Here is a 22848-nt window from a genome sequence, read left to right as displayed (position 1 = left end):
TCCCTTCCCCTCCTCTCTAACGATATACTAGGTGGGGTATATAGCGTAAAGGAGGAAAGACTGGATGCGAAAAGAGTTTGCTACATATGTGGAAAACCTTGAACTGCAACGACAATTATACAAACGAACGTTAGTCACTGTCGTGCTCTCACAAATATTTGGAGGGGCCGGCCTCGCCGCCGGGATCACGGTCGGCGCCTTGCTGGCCCGTGATTTACTCGGGACCGACGCATATGCGGGCGTTCCGACGGCACTGTTCACGCTCGGTTCCGCCGCCGCCGCTTTTTTGATCGGGTTGATGTCACAGCGGGTCGGACGCCGCTTCGGACTCGCGACCGGGTTCTTGACCGGTGCGCTCGGAGCGGTCGGGGTCATCATTGCCGCGACGCTCGAGAGCGTACCGCTCTTGTTCATCTCACTTCTTATCTACGGGGCGGGGACAGCGACAAACCTCCAAGCCCGTTACGCCGGGACAGATTTGGCGAATGCGACGGAGCGAGCGACCGCGGTCAGTATCGCGATGGTCTCGACGACGTTCGGGGCTGTCGCCGGCCCGAATTTGGTCGAGCCGATGGGACGTGTCGCCGACGGGCTCGGGTTGCCGACACTATCAGGACCGTTTTTGCTTGCGGGGGTAGCCTATCTCTTCGCCGGCCTCATTTTGCTCGTATTCTTGAACCCTGACCCGCTTCTCGTCGCCCGTGCCATCGAGGCGAAACGGCAAGAAACCATCGACACATCAGTCCATCCGGTTGAATCGACGCATGACCGCCGTGGTGTCTATGTCGGTGCGTTCGTCATGATCCTCAGCCAAATCGTGATGGTCGCCATCATGACGATGACGCCCGTTCATATGCGCCACCACGGACACGAGCTCGGTGCCGTCGGGCTCGTCATCGGGTTCCATATCGGGGCGATGTACTTGCCGTCCCTCGTGACAGGCGTGCTCGTCGACCGGATCGGTCGTGAAATCATGGCGATCGCCTCGGGGGTGACCTTGTTCTTCGCCGGGGTCGTCGCCGCTTTTGCCCCAGCCGACTCTCTCTTCTTGTTGATTGTCGGGCTCGTCCTGCTCGGTGTCGGGTGGAACTTTGGTCTCATCAGCGGGACCGCCATCCTCGTCGATGCGACGTCGACGGAGACGCGCGCGAAGACACAAGGCTCAGTTGATGTTTGGATTGCCTTAGCCGGCGCATCAGGAGGGATGCTCTCGGGCGTCATCGCCGCCCAGTCGAGTTATCTGACCTTGTCACTGCTCGGCGGCGTCATCTCCCTCGTGCTCGTCCCGCTTGTCCTCTGGTATCGCCGTCATCTAGCCTGACGACCGACCGATGCGTGAACGCGCATCGGTTTTTCTAGTGACAAGCGTCTGTTCGGACAAACCTCCATCCTTTTGTTATACTCCTTTAGTTATGTTTGTTAACTATTTAGAATCAAATGGATAAGGAGGCGGGCCGACGATGCAACTGACCGCACAAAAACTATGGACGAAAGATTTTCTCATCATCTCCCTCGTCAACTTCTTCTTGACGCTCATCTTCTTCTTACTAATGGTAACCATCGGCGTTCATGCCGTTTCCACATATGGGGCTTCGACGAGCGAGGCCGGGCTTGTCACCGGCATTTTTATTATCGGGACGCTCGTCGGGAGACTCTTCATCGGACGCTTGATCGATTCGATCGGACGGCGTAAGACGCTTCTCATCGGTCTCACCTTCTTCACGGCGACGATTTTGCTCTATTTTATCGACCTCGGCGTTGGCTTTTTACTGTTCACCCGCTTCGTTCACGGTCTCGGAATGGGACTGTCGAGTACGGCGACCGGAACGATCGTCGCCCAGGTCATCCCCGGCTCTCGAAAAGGCGAAGGCATCGGCTATTACAGCATGAGCTCGACGCTCGCCACCGCCATCGGCCCGTTCGTCGGCTTGATGATGAGTCAGTACACGAGCTTCTCGGTCATCTTCCTAACTTGTCTCGTCGTTGGACTCATCAGTCTAGGAAGTGCCTTGTTCGTGAACGTCCCTGAGGCAGACAATCCGGAAGTTGTTCGGGGCTTGTCACTGAGTGCCTTCGTCGAACCAAAGGCGTTGCCAATTGCACTCATCATTGGCGTCGCGGCCCTCAGTTACTCGAGCGTGTTGTCTTATATCAATTTCTATGCGAGTGAACTCGATCTCGTGGAAGCGGCGAGTATCTTCTTCCTTGTCTATTCTATTGCGGTCCTGATTTCGCGGCCGATCACCGGGCGCCTGATGGACGCGCGAGGGGCCAACATCGTCATGTACCCGGCCATCGCCTTCTTTGCGATCGGCATGCTCGTCTTGAGCCAAGCCAACAACGCAGTCATGCTGTTACTCGCCGGGGCGCTAATCGGATTAGGATTCGGGAATATCCAATCCGGCACACAAGCGATCGCCGTCAAAGCGGCGTCCCCTCACCGGATGGGCATGGCCACGTCGACGTTCTTCATCGCCTTGGACGCGGGTCTAGGATTTGGACCTTATTTTATTGGCTTGCTCATTCCGTTGACCGGTTTTTCAACGCTCTATCTGTTGCTTGCCGGCGTCGTCTTCCTTACGTTGTTCCTCTATTACTTGATGAACGGTCGCCACGAGCGATCCGAAATGAAACAAGCTGCCTGACAGGACTTTTTACAGTCCTGTCTTTTTTAGAATGTTCACACATTTCATCGTCACTTACGGTAATATGAGAATGACGCGCCGAAAAGTTTTTGATTGAAATGAGGGACATGATGCACGCCGACCAGACAATCCAACACTATTCCTCCGTCCTCCTCCGAACGTTCGACAAAATCTCTGATTTTGTCTTCTTCATGGAAGTGGACGGTTCAACTTATCGCTATATATTTGTAAACGAGCCGGGGAAGCAGGCGATCGGCTGGACAGATGCCGATATCGGGAAACGTGTAGAGGACATGGTCCCGCCCGAGACAGCCGCTCTCGTCACACGACATTACGAGGAGGCTGTTCGGGAGCGAAAGAGTATCGTCTTCGAAGACTACCGCCTGGCCGAACCTTCTTACTCGGTCCAACCCGTCTCACATGAGATTCAACTACCGGTCCATTACTACGAATCCGAGGTGACCCCGGTCTTCGACGAGGCAGGCGTCTGCACACACGTCATCTCGGTCGTCCGGGAAGTGACGGAGCGGAAGCGTCGTGAACTCGAACTGTCGATTCTGAAAGACCAGCACGAGTCGCTCCGGCGCTACTCGCCGCATGGCATCTTCGTCCTCGATGACGCGTTTCGCGTCCAATCGATCAACCCCGCTGCCACGCAAATCACGGGTTACGGAGAAGATGATTTGTTAGGCGAGTCATTTTTAGCATGGTTGCCAGAGTCAGAACGAATGCTCGTCGACGACGGTCTCCGCTTTGCCTTGTCCGGCACCCCGCACAAATACGGGATCACGGCGCTTCAAAAGACCGGGGATTTCCTCGACTTGGCCATCTTGAATATTCCGATTGAAGTCGGAGGCCGAATCACGGGTCTGTTCGCCATCATTATTGACCATACTCCGGAGAAAAATGCCGAGCGTGCGACCCAAGAGAGCGAGCGTCGCTATCGCCAACTGATCGAGACGATTCCGGAAGGGATTATCGTTCATAAAGACGGCGTCATTCTATACGCCAACGCCCTAGCGCTAGAAACGATCGGAGAGACGAATATCGAGCGCGAATCAATCTTTAAATTTGTCGCCTCGGAATTTCATGAGACGACAAAGGCGCGCCTCCAAGCCTTACGGCAAGGTGATCCCGTTCAAGACACGGAAATCGTGCTCCTCACGCCGGGAGGACGAAGACTACATATGGACATCGGCAGCCTGCTCATCGATTACGAAGGCACGACTGCCGTCATGACTTTGTTGCGCGACGTCACCGAGAAGCGTGAGATGGAGCGCGCCCTGCACCAAAGTGAGACGCAATATCGCCTCATTACGGAGAACATGAGCGACCTCGTCTGTATCCTCGAGCGTGACGGTCAAGTGCGCTATGCTTCGCCGTCCCACAAGACCGTGCTTGGATATGCGCCCGAGCTTTACGAGGGTAAAAATACGCTCGACTTCATCCATCCGAATGACGTCGAGTCCGCGAGACGACAACTCGACACGATGACAGCGTCGAGCGAACCGCTCACCCTCGAATTTCGTCACCTGCACCAGGATGGACGTTGGATTTGGCTCGAGACGAAGATTCAAGCGATTTACGACGACGTCGGCCAGCTGCTCCATTATTTGACGGTCACGCGGGAAATCATGAAACGCAAAGTGTTGGAGAAACAGCTCAAGCACCTGGCTTACCATGACACGTTGACCGACTTGCCGAATCGGCGCTACTTCCTCGCCTACTTGGAAGAGACATTGGTGCGATTGGATGAAGGAGACGAGTCTCTCGCCGTCCTCTCGCTCGATATCGACTGTTTCAAACAGATTAACGACACACTCGGACATGACATCGGCGACGAACTGCTACGCCAATTCTCTGCTCGCCTGACCGATGTCCTGCGAAACCAAGACGTGATCGCTCGCTTTGGCGGCGACGAATTTTCGGTGCTCATCCGTTACACGGAATCCGATGCGCCGAGACGGGTGGCCGAAAAGCTTGTCACCGCGCTCCAACTTCCGTGGTTAATCGAAGGACATACGTTCGTTACGACCTCGAGCGTCGGGGTCGCCCCGTACCGACCAGGAATGTCGACGAAACAATTGCTCAAACACGCGGATTTGGCACTATATGAAGCCAAGGCCAATGGACGAAATCAATATGTCGTTTTTAAAGACCGCTCCTGAGCGGTCTTTTTTCACGTGAAACACAGAAGATAGTACCTAAACACGAACATTAAAGAGGATTAACCAGCGATCATCAAGAATTTTTATCTTTTATCGCTATATCCCTTTGACATATGCTCTAATTTACGTTACATTACCGAATGGGCGAAGTATTTATCATTCAATGAATCTAATTGTTCGTAAATAGGGGTGTGACAACATGGATAAAGTATTTGATTATGAAGATATTCAATTGATTCCCGCAAAATGTATCGTCGACAGCAGGTCTGAATGTGATGCGAGCGTGACGCTTGGGGGCTTTACGTTCCGACTTCCGGTCGTGCCTGCCAACATGCAGACGATCATCGATGAGAAAGTCGCCTTATCGCTGGCCGAGAACGGTTACTTCTACATCATGCATCGCTTCCATCCAGAGACGCGGCTCAAGTTCATCGAAGACATGCATGGACGCGGGTTGTATGCATCGATCAGTGTCGGTGTGAAAGAAGATGAGTATCGTTTCGTCGAGATGCTGGCCGAATCCGGGCATACGCCAGAGTTCATCACGATCGATATCGCGCACGGCCATTCGAACGCGGTCATCCGCATGATTCAACACATCAAACACCACCTTCCAGGCTCGTTCGTCATCGCCGGAAACGTCGGGACCCCGGAAGCAGTCCGGGAACTCGAGCATGCCGGGGCGGATGCGACGAAGGTCGGCATCGGGCCGGGCAAAGTCTGTATCACGAAAATCAAGACAGGCTTCGGCACGGGCGGTTGGCAACTAGCCGCGCTCCGTTGGTGTGCCAAGGCGGCGACGAAACCGATTATCGCGGATGGGGGCATCCGGACACATGGGGACATCGCCAAATCGATTCGCTTTGGGGCATCGATGGTCATGATCGGTTCGTTGTTCGCCGGTCATGACGAGTCACCGGGCGAGACGTTCGAACAGGACGGGAAGTTGCTCAAAGAATACTTCGGGTCGGCTTCTGAATTCCAAAAAGGGGAACGGAAAAACGTCGAAGGCAAGAAAGTGTTCGTCGAGCATAAAGGGGCGCTCCAAGACACGTTGACCGAGATGGAGCAAGACCTCCAATCGGCCATCTCTTACTCGGGTGGGGACAATCTCGATGCATTGCGCACCGTCGATTACGTCATGGTGAAAAACTCAATCTTCAACGGGGATAAAGTGTACTAAAAAAGCGGCTCGCGTGAGCCGCTTTTTTTATGCATCAATCAATCGTTTCGTCATCATATAGTAATCAGAGCCCGGCGGATAGTCGTATAGGACGCCCGCCACCTCATAACCGAAGCGCTCATAAAACGTCTTCGCCTGAAACGAGAACGTCGTCAACTTGACGCGCGTCGCCCCGAGTTCGCGGGCCAACCGCTCCCCTTCCTCGAGCAGACGGCTTCCCAGGCCTGTTCCCGCATGTTCTGACGCGACCCATAACCGGTCCAAATCGAACCAAACCCAATAGACGCTCCCAAACAACCCTGCGATCACTTCCCCGTCGTGTTCCACTTTCAGCTGAACGACCGGGACGTCAGCATTGCGAATCTCACGATGGTGCATCGAGTGAGCGTCATTGAACGTCCGCAACTGACTCGTCAAAAACTGTTGAAACGTTTCGTCTTCGTCGTGAATCCGTTTGATTTCCATCACGCTTCCCCACTCGAGCCGTTCACGAAGAACGAAATCAGCTCTTGTTCTTCCTCGTCGACCGAGCGCCCCGTCAAACGTTCGTACTGTGCGGTTATCTTTTCCTTATTTCCTGGGAAATCGATAGTGATTTGGGCCAAACTCCGTAATATGTCTCGGTCTTTCTCATATTCGAGACGGGTCACGACTTGACCGTGCGACCAGACGTACGCCTCGGCCTCGAACTGGTCGAGTACCTCTAAAAGGCGAAGCGTCTGGGCCGGCGTCATCCGCCAAGACGGCGCGTACAAGTTCGCATAGAGGGCATCCCCTAAAAACAGTACCTTTTCCTCTAGTACGTAAGCCACGACCGCATCTGCAGCATGATCTCCACCGACATGCTTTAAGAGGACGTGGACCCCGCCAAGGTCGAGCGTGATTGTATCATCGAACGTCACGGTCGGTAAGACGACACGCATCGACCTGTCTTCACCGTATTCGAGTTGGATCGCCTCCGCGCAAAACGCGATTTCACGTCCGTCCTCGACCCGTTCGGCCAACGCCTCATCGTCCCACGTGTAGGGAAGCAGTCGCTCGATTCCGGCTTTTGTCGCCGTGCTTGCGATCGAGACAGTATCGGTCAATGCCGACAATCCAAAAACATGGTCCCAGTGCCAATGCGTCAACGCCACGAGCGTTGGGCGCTTGATTCCTTGTACGGTCAAGGCGTCTAAAAATAAGTTCGTATGCGCCTCGGAGTTCCCTGCATCAATCATGAGTGTATGCGTGTCACCGACAACGGCTCCTAAAATCGGACGATCGGTCTCGGCGACAGGGGTCATGTACCAAAAGCGGTCGGAATATTGTTTAAGCGTCTGCATGACCGGCTCCTTCCTTATTCCATAATTTGTCGAACGCTTCGAGCGCTCTCCGTTCATCATTGACGATCCGAATCGTTCGGAGCGGCAAATGACTCAACACCTTCAATTCACGTTGTTGCCGTTCTTCTAGAAGTCGAATCGTTCCTTCGATTCCATCCAATCCGTTCGCCTGGGCATACGCACGAGTCGTATAGTAGTCGACGAAACCTTGTTGCCACTCGGGCGGACGTTCCGCATACACATTACGAAACACAGCCGGGACATCGTTCGTCTCCAAGTACACAACCGTCGGATCAAGCGTAGTGATCAGGCCCGCCACGGTCTCAATATAACGCTCAATCTGTTCGTTCGGAACGTGTTGTGACACCATGCCGATCGTGAACGGATTTTGAAGAATGGCACACTCGAACACATAGTCTACCTCATCCCTTTGTGCACGTTCCACGAACCGATGCCAGCGGCCGATCATGAGGTCGACATGTTTCTCGAACGGTAACTCATAGACGTCCGTGCCGTAGATGGTCTCTCCAGCCCGATAGCGGACGAATCGACCGTCTCCATCTTGATCGATGACCTCTCCCTCGAACCGTATGTCCCCTTCGACCCAATGGACGTCATGCAAATCGACCGGGTGGGATGCATCGATTTCCGAATAGAATTTGTAGGAACTCCCTCTCGTCACAAACGTTTCGGCGAATGTCGTCTTTCCGCTCCCAGGCAATCCTTCAATCAGCCACAACTTCCCCATCGTCCGTCTCCTTTTCAGTGTTCTTGATATGAGTCGTACACGTAGTATCCGTCCCCGCCACAGTTTTTCGCGACGTACATGGCCGCGTCCGAGTGATGGATGATCGCATCAAGGGATGCTTGGTCCATCCTAGAGTAGGCGACACCGACACTGGCTGATAATCTAAGTCTCAAGCCGTTCCCGACCGTCATTTCCTGGGAAATGACATGATTCAACTCGCCAAACACGGTTGGATCGAGCGCTTCCGGCTCCGCTTCGATGACGATTAAAAACTCGTCGCCCGCAAATCGGTACGCTTTCCCTGAAACCGTTTGGCTGAACGTGCGGATTCGTTTCGCCGTCTCGATGAGCACCTCGTCCCCGATCAAATGACCGTAGGAATCGTTTACTTGTTTAAAGTCATCTAAATCGATAAACAACAGAGCGACCGTTTGCTTCCGATTCATTTTCTGTCTCAAATCGGTCATGAGCGAATGCCGGTTCGCCAGCTTCGTCAACCCATCTTGGGTGATGAGCTCAATCACTTCTTGATGCTTGCGTTCACGTCGAATCTCGTTCTCCATCCAGCGGGTCACGAGCAGGATCGTATCGGTCATCTCGTTGATCGTCACCGTGTCGACGACATCGTCCAAGCTGCCTTGTTCAGCCAAAAAGACGACCCATCCGAACGTCTTCCCTTCGTTCGCTAGTGGCAGGCTGATCATCGAGGCAAACTCGATTCCATCGATGACGAATTCGTTTCGACCCAGCTTTTGATGACCGATCGTCGTCAACGCGTGCAGTTGCTGCAACTCGTCTCTCGTCCAATCGAGTTTGCTTTCCCCATCCTCTGATAAGACGCGATAGGTGGATTCCGTCGAGAAAACGAGTGCGTGGGAATATCCAATCCAGTCACGGAGCACCGTCTGAATCCGTTTCAATTTATCACTGAACGGTTCGTGAATGGCCGTCACTTCATAGAGCGATTCGAGCGTCTGTTGCCGTCGGGCTTGCGCTCGCGCTTGCTCGGTCAATTCGATTTCCGCCATGACCCATCGGGCGAAATCTTCGAGCGTTTGCAACGCCTCGGTATCGAAGCGACGCGACCGTTCGTCGGTCACGCATAGCGTACCGATGACGTGGCCGCTTCGCGTCAAGAGCGGCACACCGGCATAAAAACCAATCCCTTCGAGTAACGGATTGTCCGACATCGTCTCGGCCGTCCGTACATCCTCGATGACGAGCGCGGATTTTCCTGTCACGACACGGTCGCACAACGTCCACTTCCGCTCCACGCTCGAATTTTCAAGCGCGACCCCTTGGCACGATTTGATCCATTGTTGATCCGTCGTCAAAATCGAAATCAGTGCGACCGGCATGTCCAACGTCCGGGCGACAAGCCGTGAGATCCGATCATACCTCTCTTCTCGCGGGGTGTTCAAAATTTCAAGACGAAGGATTGTCTTCAGTCGTTCGGCCTCCGTCTCATCGAGTGACGTCACCGCCATGGCTTTATCTGACTCGCCCTGACGCAACGCCGCATGTTGTGAGACGAGCGCTTCAAGCGCCTGCTTGAGGTCAGAGGGTGGAAGGGGCCGACTGAAGAAGTATCCTTGAACCTCGTCACATCCGAGCTGATCAATCGCACGATACTGTACTTCAGTCTCAACACCTTCAGCCGTGACCTCTAAATTCAATTTCTTGGCGAGCGAGACGATCAGTTTGACGATTTCGTACTCTTTCAGCCCGTTGTCTTTGTCCAATTGATTGATGAACGAACGGTCGATCTTGATGCCATCGATATCAAACATTTTTAAATAGTTGAGCGACGAATAGCTGACCCCAAAATCGTCAATCAAAATCCGGAACCCCTTCGCTTTCAAATAATCGACTGTTTGAATGCCGAGGAGCGGTTCTTGCATGAGCGTATGCTCTGTGATTTCAAACTCGAACTGTTCCGGCAGCAGGCCATACGCCGAGAGAATCGGTAACAACTGCTGAATATAGTCTTGGCGGAACAATACCGGCGAGACGTTGATCGCGACACGTCGGCCTTCAAATAAGTCCGGCTGGTCCATCATGTCACGGCAGACCCGATCAAAGACGAACTCGGTAATATCCTCGATCAAAAGTGACTTTTCGGCAATCTTAATAAACGTTTCCGGCGAGACGTTCCCGAGTGCCGCGCTTTGCCAACGCACGAGCGCCTCGAAATGAACCGTTCCGTCCTGACAGCCGACTTTCGGCTGGTAGACGACGCTCAATTCATCCGCCTTCAACCCTTTGACGAGTTCCATCTCAATCGTCATCTCATCGATGTAGTGCTGCACGTAGTCATCTTTCTCGTACACTTTGATGATTTGTTTCCCAGCCTGTCTGGCCTCGAGGAGTGCTGTTGACGCGTTCATGATGACCCGGTCTGCATCCTCGGTTCCCGCACTGATTCCGAGGCAGCCGGACAAGGCGAATTCCGTCTCGGCAACTTGGTACGTGTAGTCGGCAATCGCCGCGAGCAGGCGCTCCCCGTGCATCGTCGCCGTTTCGACCGACGTGTATGGTAAGACGGCGATAAAATCCTCCCCGTCGACGCGACCGATGATTGAGCCTTTCGGTAATAGGTTCGACAAGTGCCGAGTCATCTCTTTAATCAGGCGATGTGACCGCTCCACGCCTTGGAGGGACAGAATGATTTTGAATCGATTGATGTGCAGGCGAATGACGCTCGTCGCTTCCGTTTCTTGTTTCAGGAACAATTTCTCGAGTTCGAGCTTCACCTTCATCAAGTTCGGCATCCCGGTCAAGTAGTCGATATTCTCGATGCTACTCAACAATTTCATTTCCGCCTCTTCCGATAAGTCCGTCGTCAAGCCGAGGACGTAACGCACCTCTCCCGCCTCGTTCTCAAGTGGCATGAGGACGGATGAGGCGAATCGGGCCGTGTTGGCGTCGATGTTCATCTTCGACATGAAATAGACGGGTTCATGCGAGGCGACGACTGCGTCGTAATGCACAATCAGCTCGTTGGCGACCTCGGCCGCGTACATGTCATGCAGATAACGTCCGCCTACGTCTTCCGGAAGTGAGGACGCCAGTTTCCCCTGCTCACTGACGCGCACATAACGGTAACCGTCAGGCGTCACTTCCATCAAAAACACCATCCGGTATAAATGAACGAAAACATCAAACAAATAATGCGGGTCAATCTTCATCTGCTGCATACTGTACCTCCAGGCAATCTCCGTTTCCTCTAGTTTAGTTGTTTTAGACGATGTTGTTCACGAAACCGTTCAAAAAAAGGGGAAGCATTTTTTGAGATGTACTGAAAATCGGGTATAGATAGGTAAAAGTTGAAAAAGCGAGGTGAACCATCATGCTCAGTCGAAACGTCTACCCACAGACACGTCCAGGGAAATGGTCGGTCCTCTTGTTGCTCGCTGTGTTCTTTCTCTTAATCATCTCTGCCCTCATTGTCCAGTCGGGTCAACCATTCAATTTCGACACCCTATTCGACAACACGTGGGCTGCCGTGGTGTCGATATCGGCCGTCGTCGCCGCGTTCGGTGCGTTTGTCATTGGACTTTACACGATTTTCCGTAACCATGAGCGCTCGGTCGCCGTCTTCTTTACCGTCTCACTCGGTGGACTGGTCGCCCTGTTCGTCCTCATGCAACTGTTTCTCTAATCGAAAACGCACCTATCCGTTGGGACAGGTGCGTTTTGGTCAGAGAAGCTCTTTGGCGAGGAGGCGGTAGACGTTCAGACGACTCTCTTGCGTATGTTGGATGCTGCAAATCATCGCCTCATCAAATCCATAATGGGCCGACTCTTCTTGTAGCTGCGTCGCGATTTGCTTCGGTGTCCCGACAAGATGAATCTTGCGGTTGTTGGCGATTTGAATCTTATCGACTTCGGTGAGGGGGTAATCGTGCGCCGCTTCCGGACTAAGCAGTTGACGGAGCTGGCCTTTCATCAAGAACAAGCGCGACAAATCCGACGGACGAGCCAAATACTCGGCTTCCTCTTCTGTCTCGGCCGTCGTGACGAGATACGTGACGCTAATGTCGGGCTTCTCCATGAACGCCGATGGAGTGAAGTGATGGCGATACGCATCGAGCGCATCGACGCTCAGTTCACCGTTGAAAAACTGGGCGAACGAATAGCCGAGCCCCATCCGTCCTGCTTGAACGGCGCTGTTTCCGCTCGATCCGAGGAGCCACGCCTCAGGAAGCGTCACCCCGGTCGGAGCGGCCGGCGTGTTCTTATACCATCGCTCTTCCGGGGTCTCGTCGTTGATCAGTTGCAACGTCGTTCCAAGTTTTTCATACAAACCGTCCATCATCGGTTTTTGACCTTGTGACATCGCGTAGATGGCGTTAGGGTCTCCCCCCGGTGCCCGGCCGACCCCGAAGTCGATACGGCCCGGTGCGAGCGCGCTGAGTGTCTTGAACACTTCGGCCATCTTGAGCGGCGAATAGTGCATCATCATGATGCCACCCGACCCAAGACGAATCCGTTCCGTCTTCGCGGCGATATACGCTGCGACGACTTCCGGGGCCGAGCTCGCGAACGACATGCCTCCGTGGTGTTCGGCCATCCACATCCGGTAATATCCTAGTTCTTCTGCCACTTGGGCGAGTTCGACCGCGCTTTGCAACGCGTGTTCTGACGTATGGCCGGATGTCACCGGCGCTTGATCGAGTACACTTAATCTCATCTGTATCGCTCCGTTCCTAAAGTATATATGGTGAATATCTCGAATTTGTAAGACTCGCCGTCATCATACTAAAGTGAGCCCGAGAATACGAGCAGTTCGCTCGTGTGACCGTTTTCTTTTTTTCAGAAAATTGCAACGAGTTGTTGCCTGCTACGTATCCGCTTCTCTATAATGAACGAGAAGAAACTATTCTTTCATAGCGATTCACTCACGCATGATGGGGACATGCGAGTGAGGCGCGCCAACTACTTTTTCGGGGAAAAGGGGTAAAAAACATGAATCAGACACCAAACAAGCCTGACCAAGGCGGGACGTCATTCACGTCCAACGACTTTCTGAAATTCTTAATTCCTTCTTTGATCGGCCTCATGTTCTTCATCGTGCCCGTTCCGACCGAGGACGGATTTACGATTCCGGTCGCACTCTTGTCGAATCAGCTGATCGACCTCATCGGCGGGATCGTTCCGACGCTTGCCGTCATCATGATGGGCATCTCAGTGCTTGGATCATTATGGACGTATTTGGCTAAACCGGCGTTCATCCTAGAACGGCCACACTTCAATTCCCTGTTCAACGTCACACCGTTCTGGTTCGGGATGCGAGTCGTCGGTTTTATTGCCGGGGTGATGACGCTTCTCGTGATCGGACCGGAGATGATCACATCCGAATTCACTGGCGGACTCTTGCTGTATGATTTGATTCCGATTTTATTCGCGACGTTTTTATTTGCTGGGATGTTGCTCCCGCTCCTCTTGAACTTCGGTCTGCTCGAGTTTGTCGGGACGATGCTCATCAAAGTGATGCGCCCGCTCTTCAAACTTCCGGGCCGGGCCTCGCTCGACTCGCTCGCATCTTGGGTCGGGGACGCGACGATTGGGATTCTTTTGACGACGAAACAATATGAAAACGGCTACTACACGAAACGAGAAGCTGCCGTCATCGCCACGACGTTCTCCGTCGTCTCGATCACGTTCACCATCGTCATCTTGTCGTATATGGAGCTCGACGCTTACTTCCTGCAATACTACGGAGCGATTGTCTTATCAGGGATTGTCGCAGCGCTGATTATGCCTCGGATTTACCCATTGTCGAAAAAGGCTGATACACCGTACGAAGAAACTGAACTAAAACCGGAAGAACCGGTGCCGGCCAACGTGAAGATGCGGACGTGGGCGTTGCGCCAAGCGCTGTTGAAGTCGAAATCTAGCAAAGGTGCCGTCGCCACGTTCAAGGACGGTTTCCAAAACGTGCTCGACATGTGGCTCGGCATCTTGCCGGTCGTCATGGCCGTCGGGACGATTGCGCTCGTCATTGCAGAATATACGCCGCTCTTCACGATTCTCGGTAAACCGTTCGAACCGATTTTGATGTTGCTCCAAGTTCCTGAAGCCGAAGCGGCTGCTCAGACGATGGTCGTCGGGTTCGCCGATATGTTCTTACCGGCTGTCCTCGGGAGCGGGATCGAAAGTGAGCTGACGCGGTTCGTCATCGCCACTGTATCGGTCACGCAGCTCATCTTCATGTCGGAAGTCGGGGGACTGCTGCTCGGATCGAAACTGCCGATTTCATTCTTTGACCTCGTCCTCATTTTCTTACTCCGGACGTTTATCACGTTACCTATCATCGTCGGGATCGCCCACTTGGTCTTTTGACGCCCCAACGCCTCTTCTCGTAGTTTCCTGAGAAGAGGCGTTGTTTGTATACTAAAGAAAAAGGAGGTGCGTCATGGAGCATCATTACGCAGGTCAGCTCGAGGTTGCGAAAAAAGGCTATGCCGGGATCGTCGACCCTGTGGCTTATGTGAACGACCGCTATCACGGCCATTGGACGATCAAAACCGAAAAGCGGATTGAAGGAGTTCCGGCGCTCCTGCAAAAAACGTTCAACGGCGGCAAAAACAATTGTACGCTCACTTCGATGACGACCGTCTTTCGTTATTACCGTGACCAAGGCTATGACCAAATCCCTGAGGACGTGTTCAAGATTCAACAGGATGCCCGCGAGATCGCCCTCGCCCATCAGTTCAAAGACGAGAAAGGCACACCCCCGACCCGCATCGCGACAATCGTCACGAAACTGTGGGCCCACTATGGCTATGACGGGCGCGGTAGCTCGCGGTATCTATGGAAATGGTCGACGTTCGAGCGCGAACTCGCGGCCGACCGTCCCTTCATCTTGAATATGGCGAACGGGTTCTATAAAAATCACTCCGTGACCGGGATCGGGTACATCATCTTCCGCAAACCCGGCTTTCCCGACGTCATCTTGCTCGAGGTGCTTGATAATCGGGTACGTGACGTCCGTTATATCGATTTCAACGAGTTCAACTTTTGGGGCAGCATCACGCGCGTCCATCCGCCAAAGCTTGACGTTCAGGCAAAATAACGACGAGCGCTCGTCTCGATGGCTGCCCCGATTCGAATCAGATGGTCTCGCTTCGCGTACGAACCGTGATGGAGTCCGAATACGTCTCGACCGTTCCCGAGACCGACGAACACTTCGGATGGTTTGAAATGCAGTCCGACCATCGGGACACCGAGCGTCGTATGATAACCGAGCTCGAACCGGGCACTCGGATACGCCTCGATTCGCTCACTGTAAGTGAATCCTTCAAACGACGCGCAGTTGTCCCGCCCAAGGACAATCAGACGAGACGGGTTCACATAACGGATTGTCCGTTCCAGCAAATCGAGTGACGTCGGGTGCTCCATCCATTGTCGCCCCGTCCGCAACCGGCCCATCTGACGCCACGTCGCATATTTGAAGAAGTCGACATGGAGCGCGGATTCGTCATAAAATGAGCGCCCCATGCCCTCAAGCAACGCTTCCAGTTTCGCTCCATTCCGCTTGCCGAACCAACTCGTCGTCGCTCGTCCGGCCTCAAAATAGGCCGCGGCGTGTTCAAGCGTCGCTTCGTACGCCCTTTCGTCTTGAAGATAGGCATCGAGCGATTGGTCACGCCAATAAAATTTTTGCGACTCCCCGCTTCTGACGTTACCGTCCCGTTCGAAAAACTCGCCGCGCGACGGGTTTGTCCCGACGGTGAGCCATTGTTCCTCCGTCGGTCGCCCGTACCATAGAACCGGGGACGCCCCATCAATCAGCTCTGCCTGAAACGACGACGTCATGAGCGCTTGTTGAAATCGTATCGCGTCTTGCAATAGCAAACGTGCCTGCTCCATCGTGCCACATCCTCTCTACTCGGTCGTTTCCCGCTTTCAGGCACCTCTAAAATGCGTTATAGTGAGAGGACGAAGCCAAAAAAGGACGTGGATCTATGCGTATCAACAAATTTATCAGTGAATCCGGCAAGGCGTCCCGCCGCCAAGCCGACCGCCTCATCGAAGAAGGACGGGTAACCATCAACGGGAAGAAAGCGAAAATCGGCGACCAAGTGAACCCAGGAGACGAAGTGCTCGTCAACGGTTCGGCCGCCCGTGTCGCGCGAAACAACGTCTATATCGCCGTCCATAAACCGGTCGGCATCACGAGCACGACCGAGAAGAAGGTCAAAGGCAACTTGGTCGACCTCGTCAACCACCCGCTCCGCATCTTCAATATCGGCCGTCTCGATAAAGACTCGGAAGGGCTCATCTTGATGACGAACGACGGTGATATCGTCAACGAGATTCTTCGCGCCGAGGGCGAGCACGAGAAAGAATACATCGTCTCGGTCGATAAGCCGATTACCCCGGAGTTCGTCGAACAGATGGAAGCCGGCGTCAAAATTCTCGGCCAGAAGACGTTGCCGTGTAAAGTCCACCAACTGTCGAAGTTCGATTTCAACATCACGCTTACGCAAGGACTCAACCGCCAAATCCGTCGCATGTGTGAAGTGCTCGGCTACGAGGTATACCGTCTTCAACGCGTGCGTGTCATGAACGTCACGCTCGGTAAGCTCCCGCCAGGACAATGGCGCGACCTATCGAAGAAAGAGCGCGAACAGTTGTTCCGCGAATTGAATTACGAACCGAAAGAATGGTATTGAAAAGCAGCCTGAGACATCTCGGGCTGCTTTATTCTGGTCGGAGCGATGCGACATGGTCGGTCTCACGACGGATGAAACGTTTGAGCTGGGCGCTCAGATCATCGAGCTGCCCCATCGTCGTCTCGAACAAGAAGGACGCGTTCATGTCTCCCCCATCGCCTTTCATTTGTTCGACCACGGCGTTGACTTGCACGGTCCCTCTCGCATTCGCCAGTTCGAACGTCAAGGAGACGTGGACGAGCGGAACATTGAGTCTCCACGTCTGGGGCGACTTCCCGTTCCGGGCATTGAACGCCCGTAACGTGGAGACGAGTGATTCGATGTCGGCGTCTGTGACATATTCGTCCACCGTGACCTCGCACCATTTCCCTTTCAGCGTCAATACGACTTCCATTTCCAACACGTCTTCCCAAATCCGTCTCAGTTTGAACTGTTCCACCATAGCCATCCCTCACTCTCTCATTTCGACTATATCATGTCGTTTCAACGAAATCCGTCAACATTTCGCCAAAACGGGAATAGTCCTATACAGATGATTTCGTAATGAAAAGAGGTGAATCGTCATGAATGGCGCCTTGTTCCCACGCACCTCGGTCGGCAAGTGGTCGATTATCCTCATCGGCTTGTTCCTCGCCATGTACGTGCCGTTCCTCCTGCTCGATAACTTCGATACGACCTTCCACTCGACGCTTTGGAGCGACAACGCCGCGAACATGCTACGGCTCAGCTACATGACCACATTCTTCGTCCTTGGGCTCGGAGCGTTCGTGACCGGATGGTGGGCCATCTTGAAACAAAAAGAGTACGCCGTGCTCGTCTTCTTCGCGGCCGTTCTCGGCTCCGGACTGTTCGTTTTATTGGTCATGGAGCTCCTCGGTATCCTCGAGTAGAAGGCAAAACAAGGAGTTCGCTGCGGCGAACTCCTTGTTTCATATGTCCTTATTTGGCGACGACGTGTTTCATCTGACTCGCGCGACCTTTCGCGTCCTCGATGTGGACCGAGAGGCGCTATTTTAGGAAACGCTCAATTTGTCTATCTCTAATATGGTTTTTTCGAAAAATAATATGAAAAAGGTCAGAGGAGTTTCCTCTGACCTGGACAAATGATTTTTCTTATTTGGCCGTGACACCACCGTCGACGGGTAGTTCGATTCCGGTGATGTGGTTCGCCTCGTCCGATGCAAGGAACAAGACAGCCGCAGCCACTTCCCCCGCCTGACCGAGATTCGGCAAAGCGATTTGATTCAGGAAATGCTGTTTATAGTCCGGGTGCTCCATGTGCGGCGCACTCATCGGTGTCACGATATAGCCCGGATGGACCGAGTTGACGCGAATGTTGTGCTTGCCGTAATCGACGGCTGCCGCTTTCGTGAGCGACCGGACGGCTCCTTTCGAGGCCGTATAGGCACCGGCACCGGCCATACCTGTGAGCGCTGAGATGGACGAGATGTTGATGATCGACCCGCCGCCGTTTTGCTCCATGAGTGGAATCGCATATTGCGTTCCGAGCATGACGCCATCGATATTGATTCGATACGTCCGCGCCCAGTCGTCCTCGGTCTGTTCCAAGAACGGTTTTGCAAGCGCGATGCCCGCATTGTTGACGAGAATATCAAGCTTCCCGCACACCGATTGCACTTCATCATAAATTCTTTCCCAATCACTGCGCGAAGTGACGTCGTGCTGAAGTGCGAGCGCCTCTCCTCCGTTCGCCCGGATCGTTTCGACGACACGTGTCACCGCGTCTACATTGATGTCTGTCGCGACAACCGTCGCTCCTTCGCGTGCGAACAGTTTGGCCGTTTCTTCACCCATACCGCTGCCTGCCCCCGTAATGACCGCTACTTTCCCCGTTAACCGCATTGTTCCAGCTCCAATCTTAAATTATGATAGTCTAACTATCATAATAGTAGTCGATGCACATTCGATTCTCAACGAAACTGCTTCAAAGCGTTATAATGACAAGAGAACAAAGAGGTGATGATATGAGTAAACGTCAACAAAACAAAGAAGAACGATTAAATCGCATCATCAGTCAGGCTGAAACCCTGTTTCTTAAAGACGGATTCGAGCGCGTCCAAATGCAGGATATCGCTGATGCCGCCGAAATCGGGGTCGCGACACTGTTTCGCTATTTCCCGAAAAAAGATCAATTGATTGTCGCAGCGGCTGTCCGTAACTTGGCACCGACGCTCGACGCGTTCAAGGAATTGACGAGCCGGACGGGAGATGCGTACTCGCGACTCGAGGCGATCATTGACTACTTGCTCGACCAACAAATGAAGCGGACAAGCCACTCTCGCTTCCGTGAGGCGTTCGAGAGTTATGCCTCGTTCGTCGTAAGTCCCCTTCCCGGAATCGATAACTACATCGGACTACAGCGCGAGATCATGGAGACGCTCGAACCGCTCATTGAGCATGGGAAGACGGACGGCTCGCTTCGAGGCGACATCGATGTGAAAACGACCGTCGTCACCATCATCAACGCGTTCGGGACGTTCGGCAACAATATCATTTTGAAGTCTCACATCAGTTATTTAGAGGACGATATCGAGCCATTGATCCAACAACGGGTGTTGCGAGAGATGCTCTTGTCGTATGTGCGCTCATAACAAAAGCCCCTTCGCGTGAAGGGGCTTTATTCATGTAGCTCGAGTGGCAGACCGTCTGGGTCGAAGAAGAACGTCATCTTCTCGCCCGTGAACGTGTCATGCCGAATCGGTTCCGTCGTGACACCGTGCGTATTCAGTTCAGCGACGACCGACTCGATGTCGTCGACTTTAAAGGCGAGATGACGGAGCCCACACGCCTCCGGGAAGCTCGGCCGTTTCGGGCTATCCGGTTTGATGAACAACTCGAGCTCGTACGCGCCGAGCCGCAGGTCGATCTTGTGATCGCCTTTGTCCGGACGATGATGCTCGCGGATGACGTCGAAACCGAGGATATCGATGTAGAACCGCTTCGCCTCGTCATAGTTCGAGGCGATAATCGCCACGTGATGGATTGTATGTAACTCCATAAAAATCCCCCATATACAAAAAAATGAGCACCTCTCACTAGAGGTGCTCTCGAAAAGTCTACCGCGTCGAACCACGCTCCACAACGTGCTCCCGAAGGAATGTCCGCCGTCTTACATAGACCAGCTCATCGCATGTACTCAACTATATGCGAATCCGGCCCCCGCGTCAATCTTTTGTTTGAATCGGGTTGACATCTTCCTAAAAATTAGGATAATCAATAGTGTTAGCACTCTTATTGACAGAGTGCCAAAATCGAACAAATAAAAAGGAGAACGATCATGACAAAGAAACAGTTTCAAGCCGAATCGAAACGAATTTTAGAGTTGATGGTCCACTCAATCTATACGCATAAGGACATCTTCCTCCGTGAGCTCATCTCGAATGCGAGTGACGCCATCGACAAGATGTATTACCGGGCCTTATCAGATGAGGCGATCGACTTCAACAAGGACCACTACTTCATTAAAATCGAACTCGATAAAGACGCCCGCACGATAACCATCCGCGACACCGGAATCGGGATGACGGACGACGAGCTCGAGTCGAACCTTGGGATTATTGCCAAGAGCGGCTCGCTCGCGATGAAGCAGGCGACGAAGATGGAAGAAGACCACAGCCTCATCGGTCAGTTCGGTGTCGGCTTCTACTCGGCGTTCATGGTCGCCGACCGTGTGACGGTCCGCACCCGCTCGGTCGACAGCGAACAAGGCTACTTGTGGGAGTCGGAAGGCACGGACGGCTATACGATTGAGCCGACGGATAAAACCGACATCGGGACTGAGATCACGTTGCACGTGAAAGCCGACACGGACGACGAGACGTACTCATCATTCCTCGAAGAGTACGAGATCCGTTCGCTCATCAAGAAGCATTCGGACTTCATCCGCTATCCGATCAAGCTCGACGTGACGAAGCACCGTCAAAAAGACGACTCAGAAGAGTACGAGGACTATATCGAAGAAGAGACGGTCAACAGCATGGTTCCGATTTGGCGCAAACGGAAGAGCGAACTCTCGGACGAGGACTACAAGGCGTTCTATCACGAGAAGCGCTACGGCTTCGACGAGCCGCTCAAGCATCTCCACTTGAACGTCGACGGCACGATCCGGTATCAGTCGATCCTCTACATCCCATCAACGGTCCCGTTCGACTATTACACGAAAGAGTTCGAGAAAGGACTCGAGCTATATTCAAACGGCGTCTTGATCATGGAGAAGTCGCCTGACCTGCTCCCGGACTATTTCGGTTTCGTCAAAGGGATGGTCGACTCGGAAGACCTATCGCTCAACATTTCCCGGGAGATGCTGCAACAGGACCGCCAACTTCGCGTCATCGCGAAAAACGTAAAGTCGAAAATCAAAGGCATGCTCGAGAAGATGCTCCAAAACGAGCGCGAGGATTACGAGACGTTCTTCGAGTCGTTCGGCCGTCAGCTCAAGTTCGGCGTCTACGATCAGTTCGGTGCCGCCAAGGACGAGTTGAAAGACTTGCTCCTGTTCCACTCATCGAACGAGAACAAGCTCGCCACGCTCAAAGAATACGTCGAGCGCATGAAAGACGACCAGAAGTACATCTATTACGCGACGGGTGAATCGATTCACCGCATCGACCTTCTCCCTCAGGCGGAACGCTTGAAAGAAGAAGGGTTCGAGATTCTCTACTTCACCGAAGAAATCGACGAATTCGCGATCAAGATGCTCCAGTCGTATGACGACAAAGAGTTCAAGTCGATCGCGAGCGGTGACCTCGGTCTCGATGACGAGGCGGCCAAGTCGCTCAATGAGGACAACAAGGACTTGTTCGCCTTCATGAAACAAGAACTAGGCGACCGCGTCAAAGAAGTGCGCGCATCGACACGTCTCAAATCACATCCGGTCTGCTTGACGGTCGCCGGTGACGTCTCAATCGAGATGGAGAAGATTTTGAACACGATGCCGAACGGCGGCGGTATGAAAGCTGAAAAAGTGCTTGAAGTGAACGCCGATCACGCCATCTTCCAGACGTTACAGCGCATCTATAAGGAAGATGAAGCGAAAGCGAAACAGTATACCGATTTGCTCTATCAGCAGGCGCTCCTTATCGAAGGGCTACCGATTGAAGACCCGGTCGCCTATTCGAATGCGGTGTGTGCGTTGATGGCAGAATAATGGAAAGACAGAGGGCGACCTCTGTCTTTTTCGTTTATTCAGTGAGAGACGTGATACAATTTATATAGATGAATTTTTTGGGGATGAGGTGTCGTATGCTGTTCGAAAAAAATAAATTGTACAAACGTTCGGAACTCCATGATCGGTATGGCGGAAGTCGACAACGAGGGATTAGTACACCCAACAAACATAAACTTATCTTTATATTCGATAGTGGAATGGACGAAGAGTTTGGATACAAAAATGGTTGGAACGAAGATGATGGCCTCTATTATTACAGCGGAGAAGGACAGGAAGGAAATCAATCGTTCTCGTTCGGCAACAAAGCGCTCCTTAACCATGTAGAGAACGGCGAAGACGTTTATTTATTTGAATCACTCGGACGAGGGACTTATCGCTTTGTCGATCAACTCATTTTAATTGGATTCGATATTCAATTTGGAATTGATAAATATCATAATCAACGAGAAGTCATCGTCTTTGCTTTTGAACCGTTACACGTGATTCAGGAAGAGGCCCATCAATTCTCATCGACGATGCGTTATAAACCGATTGAAGAGTTAGAGGAAATTGCATCACGCGATCCCAAACGAGCCACCGGCTTAAGTATGTCCGCACGAAAGCTACAAGTTCGCGAACAAACAGCAGCGCTTCTTTATTATGTGCTGGCTCGTGCCAATAACTGTTGCGAAGCTTGTGGGCAACCTGCTCCGTTTGAAACGGAAAACGGACCTTATCTCGAGCTCCACTCGCTCTATAAAGAATCCGATGATGGCTTATCGCAACCGGATCAAGTCGTAGCAGTTTGTCCGAACTGTCACGCTCGCCTGCATAAAGGTATAGACAGAGTAGAATTTAATCAACATATCATCAATAAGATTCAACAACCTTAATCTGCTTTAGATTGAGGTTTTTTATTTGTAATTGATAA

General features: G+C 52.8%; 21 protein-coding genes. 12 read left to right on the top strand and 9 right to left on the bottom strand.

Going from position 1 to position 22848, the window contains the following annotated elements:
* The first annotated feature begins 64 nt into the window (after positions 1-64).
* The 4 genes from KNP75_RS11460 to guaC all read left to right on the top strand — a co-directional run bounded on the left by KNP75_RS11460 (position 65) and on the right by guaC (position 5996).
* Complete coding sequence (locus tag KNP75_RS11460; protein WP_214797368.1) at positions 65-1321, top strand: MFS transporter; 1257 nt, start codon at positions 65-67, stop codon at positions 1319-1321.
* A 139-nt stretch (positions 1322-1460) separates the two neighbouring features.
* The gene (locus KNP75_RS11455) at positions 1461-2645 is read left to right on the top strand and encodes an MFS transporter (protein ID WP_215190472.1); all 1185 of its coding nucleotides are present in this window, start codon (positions 1461-1463) and stop codon (positions 2643-2645) included.
* A 110-nt stretch (positions 2646-2755) separates the two neighbouring features.
* Positions 2756-4813: a PAS domain S-box protein gene (locus tag KNP75_RS11450; protein WP_215190471.1), complete on the top strand. Its 2058-nt coding sequence runs from the start codon at positions 2756-2758 to the stop codon at positions 4811-4813.
* Positions 4814-5012: 199 nt separating this feature from the next.
* On the top strand, positions 5013-5996 hold the full coding sequence (gene guaC / locus KNP75_RS11445; RefSeq protein ID WP_214708298.1) for a GMP reductase: 984 nt from the start codon (positions 5013-5015) through the stop codon (positions 5994-5996).
* Positions 5997-6023: 27 nt separating this feature from the next.
* On the opposite strand, the gene KNP75_RS11440 is transcribed toward guaC, so the two are convergent.
* The 4 genes from KNP75_RS11440 to KNP75_RS11425 are packed head-to-tail and all read right to left on the bottom strand — an operon-like array spanning position 6024 to position 11266.
* Positions 6024-6461, bottom strand: a complete 438-nt coding sequence (locus KNP75_RS11440; RefSeq protein ID WP_215190470.1) for a GNAT family N-acetyltransferase — start codon at positions 6459-6461, stop codon at positions 6024-6026.
* Positions 6461-7321 carry an MBL fold metallo-hydrolase gene (locus KNP75_RS11435; protein ID WP_215190469.1) on the bottom strand — a complete coding sequence of 287 codons (861 nt, stop codon included), beginning with the start codon at positions 7319-7321 and terminating at the stop codon, positions 6461-6463. The genes KNP75_RS11440 and KNP75_RS11435 overlap by 1 nt, the downstream gene beginning before the upstream one ends.
* Positions 7308-8069, bottom strand: a complete 762-nt coding sequence (locus KNP75_RS11430; RefSeq protein ID WP_215190468.1) for a P-loop NTPase family protein — start codon at positions 8067-8069, stop codon at positions 7308-7310. Before KNP75_RS11430 ends, KNP75_RS11435 begins: the two co-directional genes overlap by 14 nt.
* Positions 8070-8083: 14 nt before the next feature.
* A complete protein-coding gene (locus tag KNP75_RS11425) occupies positions 8084-11266 on the bottom strand; it encodes a bifunctional diguanylate cyclase/phosphodiesterase (protein WP_215190467.1) in 3183 nt (1060 codons plus the stop codon).
* A 152-nt stretch (positions 11267-11418) separates the two neighbouring features.
* Between KNP75_RS11425 and KNP75_RS11420 the strand changes: the two genes are divergently transcribed.
* On the top strand, positions 11419-11730 hold the full coding sequence (locus KNP75_RS11420; protein ID WP_034780450.1) for a hypothetical protein: 312 nt from the start codon (positions 11419-11421) through the stop codon (positions 11728-11730).
* 39 nt (positions 11731-11769) lie between these two features.
* Here the strand turns inward: KNP75_RS11420 and KNP75_RS11415 are convergent, their stop codons facing one another.
* A complete protein-coding gene (locus KNP75_RS11415) occupies positions 11770-12762 on the bottom strand; it encodes an LLM class flavin-dependent oxidoreductase (protein WP_214754419.1) in 993 nt (330 codons plus the stop codon).
* Positions 12763-13037: 275 nt separating this feature from the next.
* On the opposite strand from KNP75_RS11415, the gene KNP75_RS11410 reads away from it, so the two are divergent.
* Together KNP75_RS11410 and KNP75_RS11405 are read left to right on the top strand one after the other, a co-directional pair.
* Positions 13038-14414, top strand: a complete 1377-nt coding sequence (locus tag KNP75_RS11410; protein WP_214797364.1) for a YjiH family protein — start codon at positions 13038-13040, stop codon at positions 14412-14414.
* A 73-nt stretch (positions 14415-14487) separates the two neighbouring features.
* The gene (locus KNP75_RS11405) at positions 14488-15147 is read left to right on the top strand and encodes a C39 family peptidase (protein WP_215190466.1); all 660 of its coding nucleotides are present in this window, start codon (positions 14488-14490) and stop codon (positions 15145-15147) included.
* On the opposite strand, the gene KNP75_RS11400 is transcribed toward KNP75_RS11405, so the two are convergent.
* Positions 15135-15944 carry a hypothetical protein gene (locus tag KNP75_RS11400; RefSeq protein ID WP_215190465.1) on the bottom strand — a complete coding sequence of 270 codons (810 nt, stop codon included), beginning with the start codon at positions 15942-15944 and terminating at the stop codon, positions 15135-15137. The two genes, KNP75_RS11405 and KNP75_RS11400, sit on opposite strands and share 13 nt — an antisense overlap.
* Before the next feature lie 95 nt (positions 15945-16039).
* Between KNP75_RS11400 and rluF the strand changes: the two genes are divergently transcribed.
* Positions 16040-16750 (top strand): 23S rRNA pseudouridine(2604) synthase RluF, encoded by a 711-nt coding sequence (gene rluF, locus KNP75_RS11395; RefSeq protein WP_214754426.1) that lies wholly within the window; start codon positions 16040-16042, stop codon positions 16748-16750.
* 28 nt (positions 16751-16778) lie between these two features.
* On the opposite strand, the gene KNP75_RS11390 is transcribed toward rluF, so the two are convergent.
* Positions 16779-17198, bottom strand: coding sequence for a hypothetical protein (locus tag KNP75_RS11390; protein WP_214754428.1), 420 nt, complete (start codon positions 17196-17198; stop codon positions 16779-16781).
* Positions 17199-17313: 115 nt separating this feature from the next.
* On the opposite strand from KNP75_RS11390, the gene KNP75_RS11385 reads away from it, so the two are divergent.
* Complete coding sequence (locus KNP75_RS11385) at positions 17314-17640, top strand: hypothetical protein (protein WP_034780432.1); 327 nt, start codon at positions 17314-17316, stop codon at positions 17638-17640.
* Positions 17641-17863: 223 nt separating this feature from the next.
* On the opposite strand, the gene KNP75_RS11380 is transcribed toward KNP75_RS11385, so the two are convergent.
* Positions 17864-18613, bottom strand: coding sequence for an SDR family NAD(P)-dependent oxidoreductase (locus tag KNP75_RS11380; RefSeq protein ID WP_215190464.1), 750 nt, complete (start codon positions 18611-18613; stop codon positions 17864-17866).
* Between the two features lie 122 nt (positions 18614-18735).
* On the opposite strand from KNP75_RS11380, the gene KNP75_RS11375 reads away from it, so the two are divergent.
* Positions 18736-19362, top strand: a complete 627-nt coding sequence (locus KNP75_RS11375) for a TetR/AcrR family transcriptional regulator (protein ID WP_215190463.1) — start codon at positions 18736-18738, stop codon at positions 19360-19362.
* Positions 19363-19388: 26 nt separating this feature from the next.
* Here KNP75_RS11375 and gloA2 read toward each other — a convergent pair whose 3' ends face one another.
* On the bottom strand, positions 19389-19769 hold the full coding sequence (gene gloA2 / locus KNP75_RS11370) for an SMU1112c/YaeR family gloxylase I-like metalloprotein (RefSeq protein WP_215190462.1): 381 nt from the start codon (positions 19767-19769) through the stop codon (positions 19389-19391).
* Between the two features lie 279 nt (positions 19770-20048).
* Here gloA2 and htpG point away from each other — a divergent pair, with 279 nt between their 5' ends.
* Both htpG and KNP75_RS11360 read left to right on the top strand, forming a co-directional pair.
* Entirely contained in the window at positions 20049-21917 is a 1869-nt protein-coding gene (htpG, locus tag KNP75_RS11365; protein ID WP_215190461.1) for a molecular chaperone HtpG, read from the top strand.
* Positions 21918-22012: 95 nt separating this feature from the next.
* A complete protein-coding gene (locus tag KNP75_RS11360; protein ID WP_215190460.1) occupies positions 22013-22810 on the top strand; it encodes an SRA domain-containing endonuclease in 798 nt (265 codons plus the stop codon).
* Positions 22811-22848 lie beyond the last annotated feature (38 nt).

This window comes from Exiguobacterium sp. s6 (assembly GCF_018618155.1).
In the GTDB taxonomy this organism is placed as follows: domain Bacteria; phylum Bacillota; class Bacilli; order Exiguobacteriales; family Exiguobacteriaceae; genus Exiguobacterium; species Exiguobacterium mexicanum_A.
Note: the sequence above shows the minus strand (reverse complement) of the source record. Positions and strands in the feature narration are given on the sequence as shown.

Excerpts from the sequence above, each read along its gene's own strand:
- KNP75_RS11455 (WP_215190472.1), top strand. The coding sequence starts at position 1,461 with ATGCAACTGACCGCACAAAAACTATGGACGAAAGATTTTCTCATCATC.
- KNP75_RS11425 (WP_215190467.1), bottom strand. The coding sequence starts at position 11,266 with ATGCAGCAGATGAAGATTGACCCGCATTATTTGTTTGATGTTTTCGTT.
- KNP75_RS11430 (WP_215190468.1), bottom strand. The coding sequence starts at position 8,069 with ATGGGGAAGTTGTGGCTGATTGAAGGATTGCCTGGGAGCGGAAAGACG.
- KNP75_RS11415 (WP_214754419.1), bottom strand. The coding sequence starts at position 12,762 with ATGAGATTAAGTGTACTCGATCAAGCGCCGGTGACATCCGGCCATACG.
- KNP75_RS11450 (WP_215190471.1), top strand. The coding sequence starts at position 2,756 with ATGCACGCCGACCAGACAATCCAACACTATTCCTCCGTCCTCCTCCGA.
- KNP75_RS11380 (WP_215190464.1), bottom strand. The coding sequence starts at position 18,613 with ATGCGGTTAACGGGGAAAGTAGCGGTCATTACGGGGGCAGGCAGCGGT.
- KNP75_RS11410 (WP_214797364.1), top strand. The coding sequence starts at position 13,038 with ATGAATCAGACACCAAACAAGCCTGACCAAGGCGGGACGTCATTCACG.
- rluF (WP_214754426.1), top strand. The coding sequence starts at position 16,040 with ATGCGTATCAACAAATTTATCAGTGAATCCGGCAAGGCGTCCCGCCGC.
- KNP75_RS11440 (WP_215190470.1), bottom strand. The coding sequence starts at position 6,461 with ATGGAAATCAAACGGATTCACGACGAAGACGAAACGTTTCAACAGTTT.
- KNP75_RS11400 (WP_215190465.1), bottom strand. The coding sequence starts at position 15,944 with ATGGAGCAGGCACGTTTGCTATTGCAAGACGCGATACGATTTCAACAA.
- KNP75_RS11360 (WP_215190460.1), top strand. The coding sequence starts at position 22,013 with ATGCTGTTCGAAAAAAATAAATTGTACAAACGTTCGGAACTCCATGAT.
- gloA2 (WP_215190462.1), bottom strand. The coding sequence starts at position 19,769 with ATGGAGTTACATACAATCCATCACGTGGCGATTATCGCCTCGAACTAT.
- htpG (WP_215190461.1), top strand. The coding sequence starts at position 20,049 with ATGACAAAGAAACAGTTTCAAGCCGAATCGAAACGAATTTTAGAGTTG.
- KNP75_RS11390 (WP_214754428.1), bottom strand. The coding sequence starts at position 17,198 with ATGGCTATGGTGGAACAGTTCAAACTGAGACGGATTTGGGAAGACGTG.
- guaC (WP_214708298.1), top strand. The coding sequence starts at position 5,013 with ATGGATAAAGTATTTGATTATGAAGATATTCAATTGATTCCCGCAAAA.
- KNP75_RS11375 (WP_215190463.1), top strand. The coding sequence starts at position 18,736 with ATGAGTAAACGTCAACAAAACAAAGAAGAACGATTAAATCGCATCATC.
- KNP75_RS11385 (WP_034780432.1), top strand. The coding sequence starts at position 17,314 with ATGAATGGCGCCTTGTTCCCACGCACCTCGGTCGGCAAGTGGTCGATT.
- KNP75_RS11405 (WP_215190466.1), top strand. The coding sequence starts at position 14,488 with ATGGAGCATCATTACGCAGGTCAGCTCGAGGTTGCGAAAAAAGGCTAT.
- KNP75_RS11460 (WP_214797368.1), top strand. The coding sequence starts at position 65 with ATGCGAAAAGAGTTTGCTACATATGTGGAAAACCTTGAACTGCAACGA.
- KNP75_RS11420 (WP_034780450.1), top strand. The coding sequence starts at position 11,419 with ATGCTCAGTCGAAACGTCTACCCACAGACACGTCCAGGGAAATGGTCG.
- KNP75_RS11435 (WP_215190469.1), bottom strand. The coding sequence starts at position 7,321 with ATGCAGACGCTTAAACAATATTCCGACCGCTTTTGGTACATGACCCCT.